This is a genomic window from Pseudoalteromonas sp. S2721, from assembly GCF_005887425.1.
GTDB classification, from domain to species: domain Bacteria; phylum Pseudomonadota; class Gammaproteobacteria; order Enterobacterales; family Alteromonadaceae; genus Pseudoalteromonas; species Pseudoalteromonas simplex.
This window is the reverse complement of sequence record NZ_PNCZ01000024.1, coordinates 52,119-65,643: the sequence shown is the minus strand read 5'-3', so window position 1 is coordinate 65,643 and position 13,525 is coordinate 52,119. Positions and strand designations below refer to the sequence as shown.

The window sequence follows — 13,525 nt, the reverse complement described above, 5'->3', positions numbered from 1 at the left end:
CTTTAAAGCGAGATTTGCTCTCCTTCGTTCATTATATAAACTGGAACTTGGCTGTTCATCTGCTTTTGCATATTTAACAACCTAAGTAATGCCGAATGACTTGAATGGTCACCCATTTGCCAGCTTGAGTTGCCGTAACCCCATGGGATCATCACTTTACAGCTTAGCTCTTCTGCCGCGTTTAATGCATCTTCAGGTGTAGTATGAACATAACGATACCACTTACCATCTTCTTCATGGTAGTAGGAAGCAATTGGCATTAAGCACACATCAATCTCGCCGTATTTTTGCTTAATATCTTGAAAGTGTTTTGAGTAACCGGTATCACCAGCAAAAAACAAGGTCTTACCATTTTGCTCAAGTAACCAACCATTCCATAAGTCTATATTGTGATCGTCGTAAATAAAGGGAACCATAATACGACTACTAAAGTGATGGGCCGGCACCGAATGAATCGTTAGGTCATTAATTCGTGTACTTGCATACCACGCCATCTCTGAAATATTAAAGCCACCAGTCGGAAAATTATCTGCAAAGCCTAGTGGCACTAAATAGCGGGGAGCATTACCAATTTCTTCGATATCTGCTTTATTAAAATGGTCATAGTGAATGTGTGAGTACATTACCGCGTTTAAACCTTCGAGCTCTGACTTAGTAGGCCAAAATCCGGGCTTACGATAACTGCCACCAGCAAGTTTAAAGGCCAAGTCTACGGGTGAGTCAAACTGATCTTTAACAGGGTCAAACAACAGTTGTTCACCATTTGGTGATTGAATATAAAAGCCTGCATGACCTAACCAACGGACTATAAACCCTGTATTTGTTGCTGGAACTATTTGTTCTGCTTGATATTGGCACTGAGAATTGCTGTCATCACATATAAGTAGCTCTGATGGTTCATAGCAATTGTCTGTACAGGTTGTTGGGTATTCTTTATCACCCGGATAAAGGTTGTGGTAGCGACCTTCGAAGTCACCTTCAGTTTTTAATGGGGTTATAGTGCCTTCACCGGCAATAACATTCACTGTATTTGAGTTGCTACATGCGCTTATAAGTGCTGCTGCAATAAGTGTTGAGAGTGTTTTTAAATGCATACTATGCTTACTTTTTATTCTTTGCCGTGAGTTTAGCAAAATAAAAATTAAGATAAATCATTAAAAAGTAACTAAATATTGACTAATTTGTGATGCGTTTTTTTTTTGCTATGATTTGAGTGATTTTCGAACAGCAATCAAGGAGGATAAATGAAAATTATTGCTTTTTTAATTGGTGTATTTTCACTGTCGTGTTTAGCCGCTACGGACTCGTTAACATGTAATGGCTGCTCCACTAATGGAATGGAAAACTTAGCTGCGTTTTCACAACAACGGTCGGGGTCTAGCTATGTGGTTATTTTTGATTTTGATAACAGGCAAGTGAAAAAGTATTACAGGAGCTTGCGATTTAGTAGCTTTGGTGAGCCTATACGTAACGCTGTTAATGTTGAGTTGAGCTATGAAGAGCAATTTGATGCAAATTTAATTCTGGAGTTTAGGCAAGAAGCAATATTGCTATTGAAAAATAAAAGTGTTGCTATGTTTGTTTCTAATGATGCTGAAACAGATTATATGGGCACTGACTCGAGCCAATCGATCGCCGCATTTTCTAGAGCTGAGATAAGCAACCAAAAAAGTACCTCTTCAGTTTTAAAAGATGTAGGTGGATTTGATGTTAAAGGAGATCCGTATACCTTCTTAAGTCGGTCTAGTTTTAGAAATAATGCATTTGATTATTATTTAAACCAAGATGGTTCTTTGTTTTCTGAATTAATTGACTCTGCTCTAGATGCCGTAAGAATACCCACAGGAAAAGACATGGGGCTCTACGTGACAATTAATTTTTATGAATCTGCCGATAAAAGTATTTATAACGGCTCTGTCAAAGCTGCAATAGACTTTACAAATGATGTGTTCATCATTATGAGCGCAAAAGATGCAGATAATAACAGTATTCCATTAAAAGTTAGTGACTTAAATAATGAATTTGTTTTTAAAAATAAAAGCAATGGTGAAACAATATTTCTCAATTATATAAATTTACTGTTTGACAGTCATGGAGGGCACACTCCAAATTGCGTGGTAACATCACACCGCACGCAAGGTGATCAACACATCTTTACATATAGTTGTAAGTAAATTTTTATATGCTCTAATAAAATTAATGCGGCTAATTGCCGCATTAATTTTTAGCTAACTATCTCAACCTGCTTTATTCATTTGCTCAATGAACTTATTCGAGTCTTCAATTGATTTGTTCATATCGTCCATTAACACTTTAATATCGCGTTTAAGATTTGTGAACTCACCTTTGATAGCTGTAACAGCCTGTGCGTTTAGGTTATGTTTTAAGTACAAAACGTTGTCATGTAAAGATGATAACACGGGTTCCATTTTGCTTTCTGCACTGCGCATTGAGCGAAGCAGTTGATCAAATTGGCGCTTAGTTGCGTTGAGCTTTTTGCTGCTTTCACGTTTTAGTGAGGCGCTTTTGTATTGCTCTAGCTCGTCGGCCCATTCATCAAACAGTGCCTCAGCTACATCTTCTACTTTATTGATATTGTTTGTAACGTCGTTCGCTGCAGCTAAGCTCGACTCGTAATCATCATTCAGTTGATTGTAGGCATCTTGTAGCTCACCACCATCAAAGTTGATCAGCGTGGTTAATCTGTCTAGTGCTGATTGAAACTCTTCTTGTGACTCTTGCTGTGCTTCTTTTGTTTCTTCTACGCGGTCCACTAAAATGTCGCGTTTATGCACACCGACAGACTCCATGGCTGAGTAATAAGCTGACTGGCAGCCCGATAATGCCATTGTAACTGCAAATAGTGGTGCACTTAAAAGTGTCAGTTTTTTCATTGAGAATCCTTTTTAGGTACCTGTCATTTCAAATTATGTGGTGGATTGCTATGATTATCAAAACATTTTAGCAGAAATTAGATTCTATGGACGAGAAGCTCAGTCGGTATAAGCTGCAAATAAGCATTTTCTTAAAACAACAACCTGCTTGGTGGATGCAGTATCTCAATCGTTGTATTGACGATCAAATCACAGTCAATGCGGGTTATTTGGCTTATGTAACCTTATTATCAATCGTGCCTTTAGTGGCGGTTGGTGTGGCTATTTTTTCTGCTTTCCCAGGATTTGAAAGCACGTTAGTAACTATAGAAAACTTCTTGTTTACTAACCTTGTGCCGACCTCTACAGATGTAATTAAAGAGCATATCAGCGCTTTTGCCGGTAATGCGAATAAAATGACTGCCGTTGGTGTGGGTTTTTTAGCGGCGGTATCTTTGTTACTTATTCGCAATGTCGATGCTACATTAAATCGAATTTGGCGTATTAAGAAAAAGCGTCCAATGATGATTTCGTTTGCCGTTTATTGGATGGTGCTTAGTCTAGGCCCTGTATTATTAGGGGCTAGCATTGGTGTTACTTCATACATCGTGTCGTTAGTGTCGTTTGCCGATCAAGGTATCCCCGGCTTTAGCGGCTTTTTATTGAAATTATTACCTTACATAATTTCAATGATTGGCTTCATTATGCTCTATACTTTAGTTCCTAACACACGAGTTCCATTTAGAGCGGCAATTCCGGGCGCTTTGTTTGCAGCTATGTTGTTTGAGCTGACAAAAAAAGGCTTTGCTTTGTACATCAGCCACTTCCCATCATACGAAGTTATTTATGGGGCGTTGGCGACAATCCCTATTTTATTTGTATGGGTGTATTTGTCGTGGATTGTCGTATTACTCGGTGCAGAATTTACTGTATGTATCAGCCCTGAGAATATCGAGGACACGCCAGATATAGAGGTTTAAATTCACTGCACCTAAGGAGAGCGAGGTGCAGTTACATCCACAATATGTTGCCAACCGCGATTACCATTTGAGTGTTGGCGATGGTCATCAAATCCATGTGCAAGAATATGGTGCGTCTACAGGGATTACTGTGGTGTTATGCCATGGCGGTCCTGGTGCGGGTCTATGCCCTGAAAATTGCCGCTTTTTCGACTTAGAACGTTTTCGAGTGATCATGTTCAGTCAGCGCGGTTGCGGTCACTCAACACCCCATGATAGTTCAACCAATACCACCTCAGAATTAGTTGCCGATCTCGAGTATTTACGCCAACAACTGGGTATTGAAAAGTGGCTGGTGTGTGGTGAGTCATGGGGTGCGACTTTGGCACTTGTCTATGCTATTCATCACCAAAAGCATGTTGCAGGGCTTATTTTACGGGCTAGCTTTTTAGCTTGTAACAGTGACTTCGAGTGGCTTTACACAACAAAAGGAGCCGGCGCGCATTTTTACCCTGAGTGCTTTAATGAATTTGCACATGATTACACTGATTGGCGTGCCTTACTCGACTTTTATCAGCAGCAACTAAACAGTGACGATCAAATTAAAGCCAGTAAATTTGCCAAGTTATGGTGTCATTGGGAGCAGGTGCTATGTCATGGCGAGCCTTTGACAAACTGGAGTTTACAGGAGCCCCATGTCGGGTTAAATCAAGCAAAGTTAATGGTGCATTACTTTCGTCATCGCTGTTTCATTGAAGAAGGCTTTATCGCAGAAAATGCACATTTACTGACTCATTTACCGATTTGGTTTATTCATGGCCGCGCCGATTTGATCTGTCGATATAGTGCCGTACAGCAGCTTGCTGAACAGTTAAATGCACAATTATTGATTTTAGATGGCATTGGGCACAGCAGCGATAATCAGGTATATTTGGCGGCAATGCGACGTGCCGCAGATTTAATGTATATCAAGTTATCGAGGGATCAATGCAAGGCTTAATTCAAAGAGTAAAACAAGCAAAAGTAGAAGTGGCAGGCGAAGTAGTTGGTGAAATTTCACAAGGTATTTTGCTGCTATTAGGTGTTGAAAAACCGGACACCGAGCAAAGCGCCCAGAAGCTTTTACACAAAGTCAGCAATTACCGCATTTTTACCGATGAACAAGGAAAGATGAACTTAAGTTTGAACGATATCAAAGGTGAGCTTTTAGTGGTTTCGCAGTTTACCTTAGCAGCCGACACCAAAAAGGGCATGCGCCCAAGCTTTTCAAGTGCTGGCACGCCAGAACAAGCCAATACGCTCTATGAGTATTTTATTGCAGAGGCTAAAAAAGCAGGCTTAACAGTGGCTACAGGGCAATTTGGTGCTGATATGCAAGTAAGCCTATGTAACGATGGTCCCGTTACTTTTAATTTATCTGTGTAATAGACAGCTACTTTTTGATCATCACGATATGATTCACGTAGTCGGGGATTTTTACAATGCTTGGGCGCTTGCCAAACTCGGTGATTAGCAGGTGCTCAAGTTGCTTTAGTTGCGATGGGTGATTGGACAAAAAATTAATGAACAACAAGCCATCTTTTGCCATCGCTGCTCTTAGTTTGGTGTAAAACAGGTGCTTGTATAAAAATAATGGTGCATCTACCTCACTGAATAAATCTAAGATGATCCAATTGTATTCGTTGTTTTGCTCTAATACTTGCTGCGCATCAAAACAGTGCAGGTTACTGGCATGGTCGCCACCAAAGTAACGTTTATAGCAGTGAATTATGTCGGGGTTTTTATCAACCGATGTCAGTTGGCTATCAGGGTAGGTGTGCTGTAAGTAGTTACGAATAGCACCACCACCTAGGCCTAATTCTAAAATCTTTTTCGGTTCCTCTAAGTCTTGCCAAAGCTTTGCAAGGTATTGTAAATGAGGGAAAAGTAATCTGGCAGGTCGGCGTTTTTCAATGACCGATTGCAGGGTTTCGTTGATCAGTAACCAGCGTAATTGGTTAAGTTGCCTAACTTGAATACTGTAATTGCCTTGTTTATGCCAATAAATGAGCTGCCCTAATCGGTGACAGTCCTCAATAAAACTATGTTTTACTGCGCCACTGGGTTCAAGAAAATGTTCCATATTTCGGGCCTTTAGCGTGTTATTATAATAATTAGACAATTATTTCAGCATAGACCAGTAAGCATAAAGTGCAATTGTGCATTAGTTTTTACAGCCATGAATAATAATTTAGGCTGGGTCACCAAAGTATTATTCCAACTTGATAGAAGATCGCGTATCGTAATTCGCATTGCAAAGGCCACGACAGAAAAACAACAGACCCGTGGCTGAATTATCACAGGAGTTTTTATGTTTAAAGTGACCACCCCGCAAAGCAGCGAAGATTGGCAAGCATACTATTCATTACGTTGGCAGGTTTTAAGAGCACCCTGGGGCGAGCCGCGCGGTTCTGAACAAGATGACTTAGAGCAAGACGCAGAGCACCGCTTTATCAAAAATAATGATGGCGAAGTATTAGGCGTAGCTCGCCTGCATTTTAATAATCATCAGCAAGCGCAAGTTCGTTATATGGCGGTTGCTGAAGGTAATCGTAACCAGCATATTGGTAGCCGTTTATTACATGAATTAGAAAAAATCGCATGGACTCAAGATGCAGATGAACTGGTATTGTTTGCTCGTGAGCGAGCCCTTGATTTCTATAAGCGTCATGGCTACGAATTAAAAGAAAAAGCACACCTTGCCTATGACGATGTACAGCATTGGAAAATGGTAAAACAAAAACCCTCTGAGCCGGGTTGGTTCCGTCATCCAAACTGGACACAAGTACTACAAAACACGTGGCGTGAGTCGATCCCTATCAGCGATGCAATGGGAATTAAAGTAGAAAGCTATACCGATTGGCAGTTTACTACGCGCGCTGATCTAGATGCGAACTTAAATCTTCATAACACTATGTTTGCCGGCTCGATTTATAGTTTAGCGACCTTAACAGGCTGGGGCGCAACTTACCTAGCGCTTAAAGAAGCTGGCCTTGAAGGGAATATCGTGTTAGCAGATGCCAACATTAAATACCTTAAACCACTGAATAACGATCCTCGCGGGAGTGTTGAGTTGGCTGGCTGTAAAGGCAAGTTGGCGGAGCTAGAGGACAATGGCAAAGCAAGCTACCATGTGCCAGTGAATGTATACGATGGTGATGTGCTAGTAGCAGAATTTGAAGGTCACTTCATCGTTAAAAAATAACGAATATTCAGAGCGAGCTAACTAAAGCTCGCTCTTTAAGTTAAAGCAAGTCAGTTAACAGAATACCCACACCAAAACGTTCAATATCGGCGTTGTAATCAATTAAGCTCTCACCATAACCATTAAAGTATTGTGCATAACCACGTAATCTGCCCCAAAGAGGGAAAGACCAGTCTAGTTGGATTGCGCCGCGGTTATCTGAATTTAAGTTATTACGGGTCATAAAGCTAAACTCATGCTCGTTGTAACGGTATGCACCCGAGAATTCAAAGTAACCCATGTATTTGTAGATATCAGGGTTGTCATCACCTTTAGCTTCTAGTTCATCGTCTTTTTTGTCTTCAGGAATGCGGTACCAAGGCTTAAAGCTAAATACAAAGCCATCTTTTTCCCATAAGAAGTCAGCATAGATACGGTTCCACGAACGTGAATTAGGCTGGCTGCGGCCATTAGATTGATGTGAAGCACCAATTGCAATCGCCATTTCATCGCCCCAAAGCACATGCTCAGGATCAAGGTAGTTCACCCAGAAGATCTCTGGTTCGTAGTTTGTTTCACGAAACGGCGATGAAATATCTTTATTGTAAAATTGCCAAAACGATTGCATGGTAAATGCAAAAAATACGCCCTGATCTTTATCAGAGAAGTCTTCGAAGATTGGCACTTTAATTGATAGTTGATATTTTACTTCCAGGTTATCAAGTGGCTCGCCATCAGTTTGCTCAGCAAGGTCTTTTAGGCCGTCAAAAGGGCGCTCATTCGGATTAGATACGTAAGAAAGCGGTAAAATATAGTTACGCTTATGTGGGGTGATCACATTACGGTTTTTCTTGCTCACTTCTTCACGCGCTTTACGTTTGTCTAAAGCGGTGAGCTTTTTGCTTTCATCTAAATCAGAGCACTTTTTACGAAGTTCTTCGAGTGTTTGCTTGCCGTCACCGCCAATAGCTTCGTTCAAAATACACTGCTTTACGAGTTCTAGAGCATCATCTTGTTCGTTAGTTTGTGGTTGTTCAGTTTGAGCAAATACAGGTACAGAAAATAAGCCAGCGGCTGCCAGCCAAATGCGCCATCCCATTGCAGTTCCCTTTCAGTAGACTTGTAAGTAGGTATAATTATAACGATTTTTACATAAGTAACCGTGAACTTGTACTGAATTGTTGAAATTTTAGGTAAATAGAGAGCCCCAAGCTAAGCTTGGAGCCCTGCTGTAACGGCCTAAGAGCATAAGCCGTTGACTCTCACGCAATGAGAAGGGATGGGCTTATAGCTCAAATACGTTGGTAAAAAACTTATAAAGTTCGGTACCTTGATTCACGCTTGCTGAAGCAAAATGCAAAATAGCAATGGCGTCTTTATCAAAACTTAATGTTTGTAGCGGCTGCTCAGAAAGGTAGCGCTCCATTCTTAAAACATGGGCGATAGGCTCACCAGCTTTAATATGGCCGCCCAGTGGGGCAAGGTATTCAACCATGCCACCCATAGGGGCATAGTAAGCTACATAATCTTCAAGCATGCAGGCATAGCGTGTCATCGCTTTTGGATGATACGCAGCATCAACTAATACCTCTTTTTGATTGAGGTAACTTAAAATGCTATTTGCATCTTCAAGTGCCGCACTTAAATCGATTTTTTCTTGGCTACCTAGCTCAACGGTGAATGCTTCTACTTGAACAGCAAATTCACGGCCTTGTTTGCCAAGCTCTTCAGACAGTGACCACCATGGACAGAAACTCGCTTCATCCATCGCGCCATCAAAATCACTTGGGATCAATAACACATGTTCGATGTTGAAGTAGCTCGCGCTGTCTTTGGCGTATTCAGGGCAATATAAGTGCTGACTTGAGATAGGCCCAGTGTGAAGGTCTAAAACAATATCTGCCTGATGGGCAAGCTTTTGCAAGTTAAGGGCAATACGCTTACCCGTTGTTAGGCTGTAATCAGGGCCCGTTAATTGACTATCGATGTCAGCAACGAGTGCCTGTTTAAACGCCGCTTTAAGGGTCGCATCATCACAGTCTTTATGCTGTTCAGCAACCTGTGACGGTAATGCTTTATTAAAGCGGTACATGCGGTTCCAGTTGGTGCCCGTAATTGGATCGAAGCGACCTAAAGTAAACTCACCTGATTTTTGATTGCAACCAATAGGGTTGGCATAAGGCACTAGGGTAATATCGCCACGCAGCTTGAGTGATTTTAGCTGCTCAAGCAATTGATAAATTACTGCATTACCTTGTACTTCAGCGCCGTGCATATTGGCTTGTATATACACGTTTGGGCCTGTGCCATCCCCTTTTAAGCGATACACTGGGATTGTCAGAGGTAGGCCGTTGGCAATCTCGCCAACCACAATATTCTCTTGGCTGATTAATTCTTTACTCATGGCGATTACCTTAAATAATAGCTGGCATCTTCAGCGCTACGAATGCACTCAATATTGCCTTGTTCAAGGATGTATTCAGCGGCTAATTCGTGGCATAAAAAGTACGGCATACTTTCGGTAAAGCCATACGCGCCACATTGGCTGAATACCAACCAGTCTTGCTCATTTAAATCGCTCGCTAATTGGTGCTCACCTAAGCAATCAAGGGCGGTGCAAAGCGGGCCGTATAAAGTCATTGCCGCAGGCTCAGCCGTCGATTCGCGAAGTAAGGCCGCAGGGAAATCTTGGCTTGTCACAGCTGGGCGAAGTAAATGGTTAATACCGCCTGATAAAATCACCTGCTGTTGATTGTAATTTACTTTACGCTCAACCACTGGCGTTGCGTAATGGCCGCATTCGCCCACCGCATAGCGGCCAAGTTCCATCCAAAGCTCTTTGACACCGGCATCTGCTTTAATGCTAGCCAAAGTCTCAATAAGTGCAGACCAATCGAGTCGGTTAGCATCTTGAGTATAAGGAATGCCTAAGCCACCCCCTAAGTCGAGAATATTAAGGTTAATGTTTAATGAGCGTGCTAGCTGTTGCAGTGGCGCAATCATCGCGCGCCATAGCTCGGCGAGCTTGTCAGTGCTCAGCATATTGCCCCATTGGAAAATATGCAGACCATCAAAGCTAAGAGCAGGGTAATCACTTGCAGTGAGTGCTTGCCACTCATCGCAGCCCAAACCAAAAGGAGTAAGACTATCGCCGCCAAGTGGATTCTTTTCGCTGTCTGGCCAACGAAGTTGAACACGCAATAGAACTTGCAGCTGACAATTTGCTTTTGTTGCTTGTTCGTTTAACCAGCGCACTTGGTTAATGCTCTCGGCGACAAAAGTACGTACGCCGCGAGCAATAAAATGTGAAATTTGTTTAGGGCTCTTTGCAGGCCCAGTGTTGAGCACGCGCTCGCTATCGATGCCTTGGGCAAGTACTTGCTCAAGTTCACCTTTACTTGCAACATCAAAGTTAAATCCTGCGCTGTCTAAACATTGAATAATGCGAGACAACGGGTTGGCCTTAACGGCATACCAAAGTTTCACATCGGTTTGCGCAGTCAGTTGATTTAAATGTGCAGTTAATTTATCTAAATCATAGATAAAAAATGGCGTATCAAGATGCGCTGAAACTTGCTCAACCGCTTGCTTGATATGCGTGCTCAAAAAGCTCATTAACGTAAAACCTCTTCTAACAGTAATGATGCATCGCTTTGTTCATCACGGTATTTCACGATCAATGCACACGACATGCTAAGACCTTGTTCACGAGCCCATGCATTTGAAGCTGGGCGAGAGCCTGGGATCACAATCGCGTTTTCTGGGATGGCTTCACCTTTGTCTAGCTGGCGCTCATTAACGCAATCGTAAACAGGAATGGTTGCCGATAAACGTACACCCGGCGCAAGTACAGCACCTTTTTTCACAACCACACCTTCAACAATAACGCAGCCTGCACCGATGAATGCGTCATCTTCAATAACCACAGGGCTGGCACCAATTGGCTCAAGCACACCACCTAATTGTACTGCTGCACTTAGATGAACATTTTTACCCACTTGTGCGCATGAACCCACTAATGCGTGGCTGTCGACCATCGTGCCTTCGTCGATGAACGCGCCAATATTTACATATGCTGGTGGCATGATAATGGTGCCTTTAGCAACGTGTGCGCCACGACGAACACTGCTACCACCTGGTACCATACGCACGCCAGCATCGGCTGCAAAGCCTTGTGGAGCTAAGTTGTGCTTATCAACAAAACCACCCGGGAACTCAGTGTTTGTGCCATTTTTAAAGGCTTCTAAAATGCCTTGTTTAACTTCAACATTGGCGTGCCAGTTGCCGTTCTCGTCTTGTGTTGCCGCGCGAACTGCGCCTGATTCTAAGTTGTTTAATAATTCTAACCAGCTCATGATAAAACCTGTTTTTAGTTCCAAGATAAAATTGTGTTGTTTGCGTGGGTGATGCTGTCTGTTTGCTCAAGCTCTAAATGCGTAAGCGGCGGACGTAAATGCGGGGTATTTATTTTACCTTGCAGGTGCATCAGTACTTTTACGGGGATTGGATTTGCCACAGCGAATAAACTTTGAATCGCTTGCGACCAATCGGTGAATAGATTTGGGTATTGACCACTTAAACTGCGTTTAACAAACTCATGGGTTTGACTCGGCCAAGCATTCGCGGCAACCGAAACTAAACCTTTTGCTCCAGCTTGAGCAAAATACGGCATAAGAGCATCATCGCCACTAAATATGGCCAGTGTTGGCGATGCCGTTCTAAAGCCTTCAAATTTGCTAATGTCGCCACTGGCTTCTTTTAAAGCCCAAAGATTTTTGTGGTCAGCAAGGTTTTTGATCACCTGCGGTGAAATCTCAACTGCACTGCGTCCAGGTACGTTATACAGCATACAAGGGTGGTTACTTGCGTTTAGTAGGCTTTCAAACCAATGCGTTTGGCCAACAACCCCAGGTTTTGCATACAGAGGTGAACCCAATAGATAGCCATGAATAGGTAGTTGGTTGCAGTATTCAACCCAAGCAACTTGTTGTTTGAGGTTCATGCCGCCCACAGCAACCATGAGTGGTACACTCGGTGCTAATTGGCAAACATGCTCAACGATGGCTTGTTGCTCTTTGAGTGAAAGCGCCAGTCCTTCACCGGTACTGCCAAGCAATAAAATGCCGTTATTTGCATCTTGTTGCTCTGCGACCAGTTGTTCAAGGGCCGTGTAATCGACCTCGCCAGATTCAGAAAATGGCGTGACAAGCGCTGTCCATAATGGATAGTCGTTTAAATCAAAATTGTTGATCATCTCTCACGAACTTATAAGGTATTCGAAGAGTTTATGCGGGAACATTTGAATGGAGCCGCATGTCGTCGTTCGAACAAGGTATAATTCGAAGAGCGAATGGGCTTAAAATAATAAAGACGCGACGGCCTTATTATACTAAGACCAGAAGCTCTCCACCAAACTAATCAATAGCACTTTGCTATTGTTGGTGACAGTCGCTGGGATTCAGCCCAGTCGCCCGAAATAAGCACCTCACAAACGGTGTTACTTCTCGGCGTTAATTCCCCTCACGTATGATCAACAGAGTCTGTGCTCTTCCCATACGCTACCTGAATAACGCACCTCTTCCAGCCCTTTATGCTCGCTTTAAAGGTTAAAGCCAACATACTTAAATAGGGTATTTGCAGCGATTAAAGCATTTTAGCCGTCTAGGTGTCAAGGCGAGGAATTTGTTTTTTAGTGACCGAATTTGCAACATGGTTACGTATAACCGTGTTTTTACGTACACTTAGCGCTAACCAAATCAATTGGAAAAATGATGGAAAAATTTAACGATATTTATCAACGAGCCGTATCTCGAAAGGGCAGTGAAGAAATGCTGCAAGCACTGTTATCAAACCCGCTCGACGATGCTGATATTGCTAAAATGCATGACGATTTATGGTTAGAAGAGTTCACGCGTAAAGTCTTTCAAAGCGGTTTTTATTGGTCTGTTATCAATAATAAATGGGCTGGTTTTCGTGATGTGTTTTGGGATTTCAGTGTAGAAAAATTGTTGATGATGCCGCCAGATATGCTCGAGCAAAAAGCCAGTGATGAGCGAATTGTTCGTAATTTTAAAAAAGTACAAACGATCCCAGAAAATGCGTACATGATCCACGAAGTTGCTGAGAAGCATGGCAGCTTTAGCCAATTTATTGCAGATTGGCCTACTGACAATATTATTGGTTTGTGGGCTTATCTTAAAAAGCATGGTGCGCGTTTAGGGGGAAATACTGGCCCATACGCTTTACGAGCGCTTGGTAAAGATACTTTTTTACTTTCTCGGGATGTAGAAGCCTATTTGCGTGCCCATGAGTTGATAGATGGCGGCTTACAAACTAAAAAGTCACTGCAAGCAGCGCAAGATTTTTTCAACGAATTACAACAGCAAAGCGGTTACAGCCTGCAGGCACTAAGCCAACTAGTGGCCTATGGTGTAGGCGATAATCGTGTGGGTGTCGCAACACGTTAAGGA

14 protein-coding genes and 1 riboswitch are annotated in these 13,525 nt (G+C 42.4%); of the genes, 6 read left to right on the top strand and 8 right to left on the bottom strand.

Annotated features, from left to right (window positions below):
• Positions 1-2 precede the first annotated feature (2 nt).
• A complete protein-coding gene (locus CWC02_RS10175) occupies positions 3-1,094 on the bottom strand; it encodes an MBL fold metallo-hydrolase (protein ID WP_138618030.1) in 1,092 nt (363 codons plus the stop codon).
• A 150-nt stretch (positions 1,095-1,244) separates the two neighbouring features.
• Between CWC02_RS10175 and CWC02_RS10170 the strand changes: the two genes are divergently transcribed.
• Positions 1,245-2,174, top strand: coding sequence for a hypothetical protein (locus CWC02_RS10170; protein ID WP_138618028.1), 930 nt, complete (start codon positions 1,245-1,247; stop codon positions 2,172-2,174).
• A gap of 63 nt (positions 2,175-2,237) precedes the next feature.
• Here CWC02_RS10170 and CWC02_RS10165 read toward each other — a convergent pair whose 3' ends face one another.
• A complete protein-coding gene (locus CWC02_RS10165; RefSeq protein WP_054552396.1) occupies positions 2,238-2,894 on the bottom strand; it encodes a DUF2959 domain-containing protein in 657 nt (218 codons plus the stop codon).
• Positions 2,895-2,980: 86 nt separating this feature from the next.
• Between CWC02_RS10165 and CWC02_RS10160 the strand changes: the two genes are divergently transcribed.
• Genes CWC02_RS10160 through dtd form a run of 3 tightly spaced genes read left to right on the top strand, consistent with a single transcriptional unit; the run spans position 2,981 to position 5,257 of the window.
• A complete protein-coding gene (locus CWC02_RS10160) occupies positions 2,981-3,853 on the top strand; it encodes a virulence factor BrkB family protein (protein ID WP_054552397.1) in 873 nt (290 codons plus the stop codon).
• Positions 3,854-3,878: 25 nt separating this feature from the next.
• Positions 3,879-4,832 (top strand): alpha/beta fold hydrolase, encoded by a 954-nt coding sequence (locus tag CWC02_RS10155; RefSeq protein WP_138618026.1) that lies wholly within the window; start codon positions 3,879-3,881, stop codon positions 4,830-4,832.
• The gene (dtd, locus tag CWC02_RS10150; protein WP_138618024.1) at positions 4,820-5,257 is read left to right on the top strand and encodes a D-aminoacyl-tRNA deacylase; all 438 of its coding nucleotides are present in this window, start codon (positions 4,820-4,822) and stop codon (positions 5,255-5,257) included. The genes CWC02_RS10155 and dtd overlap by 13 nt, the downstream gene beginning before the upstream one ends.
• 7 nt (positions 5,258-5,264) lie before the next feature.
• On the opposite strand, the gene CWC02_RS10145 is transcribed toward dtd, so the two are convergent.
• Positions 5,265-5,954 (bottom strand): spermidine synthase, encoded by a 690-nt coding sequence (locus tag CWC02_RS10145; protein ID WP_138618022.1) that lies wholly within the window; start codon positions 5,952-5,954, stop codon positions 5,265-5,267.
• Between the two features lie 228 nt (positions 5,955-6,182).
• Between CWC02_RS10145 and CWC02_RS10140 the strand changes: the two genes are divergently transcribed.
• Positions 6,183-7,076, top strand: a complete 894-nt coding sequence (locus tag CWC02_RS10140) for a bifunctional GNAT family N-acetyltransferase/hotdog fold thioesterase (protein ID WP_054552401.1) — start codon at positions 6,183-6,185, stop codon at positions 7,074-7,076.
• Positions 7,077-7,116: 40 nt separating this feature from the next.
• Here CWC02_RS10140 and CWC02_RS10135 read toward each other — a convergent pair whose 3' ends face one another.
• The 5 genes from CWC02_RS10135 to dapA all read right to left on the bottom strand — a co-directional run bounded on the left by CWC02_RS10135 (position 7,117) and on the right by dapA (position 12,309).
• Positions 7,117-8,154, bottom strand: coding sequence for a phospholipase A (locus CWC02_RS10135; protein ID WP_054552402.1), 1,038 nt, complete (start codon positions 8,152-8,154; stop codon positions 7,117-7,119).
• A gap of 186 nt (positions 8,155-8,340) precedes the next feature.
• Positions 8,341-9,459 carry a succinylglutamate desuccinylase/aspartoacylase family protein gene (locus CWC02_RS10130; protein ID WP_138618020.1) on the bottom strand — a complete coding sequence of 373 codons (1,119 nt, stop codon included), beginning with the start codon at positions 9,457-9,459 and terminating at the stop codon, positions 8,341-8,343.
• A gap of 5 nt (positions 9,460-9,464) precedes the next feature.
• Positions 9,465-10,670 carry a PLP-dependent decarboxylase gene (locus CWC02_RS10125; RefSeq protein WP_054552404.1) on the bottom strand — a complete coding sequence of 402 codons (1,206 nt, stop codon included), beginning with the start codon at positions 10,668-10,670 and terminating at the stop codon, positions 9,465-9,467.
• The gene (locus tag CWC02_RS10120) at positions 10,670-11,410 is read right to left on the bottom strand and encodes a 2,3,4,5-tetrahydropyridine-2,6-dicarboxylate N-succinyltransferase (RefSeq protein ID WP_054552405.1); all 741 of its coding nucleotides are present in this window, start codon (positions 11,408-11,410) and stop codon (positions 10,670-10,672) included. Before CWC02_RS10120 ends, CWC02_RS10125 begins: the two co-directional genes overlap by 1 nt.
• Before the next feature lie 14 nt (positions 11,411-11,424).
• A complete protein-coding gene (gene dapA, locus CWC02_RS10115; protein WP_054552406.1) occupies positions 11,425-12,309 on the bottom strand; it encodes a 4-hydroxy-tetrahydrodipicolinate synthase in 885 nt (294 codons plus the stop codon).
• Positions 12,310-12,446: 137 nt separating this feature from the next.
• Positions 12,447-12,643, bottom strand: a riboswitch (Lysine riboswitch).
• A gap of 183 nt (positions 12,644-12,826) precedes the next feature.
• Between dapA and CWC02_RS10110 the strand changes: the two genes are divergently transcribed.
• A complete protein-coding gene (locus tag CWC02_RS10110) occupies positions 12,827-13,522 on the top strand; it encodes a DNA-3-methyladenine glycosylase I (protein WP_054552407.1) in 696 nt (231 codons plus the stop codon).
• Positions 13,523-13,525 lie beyond the last annotated feature (3 nt).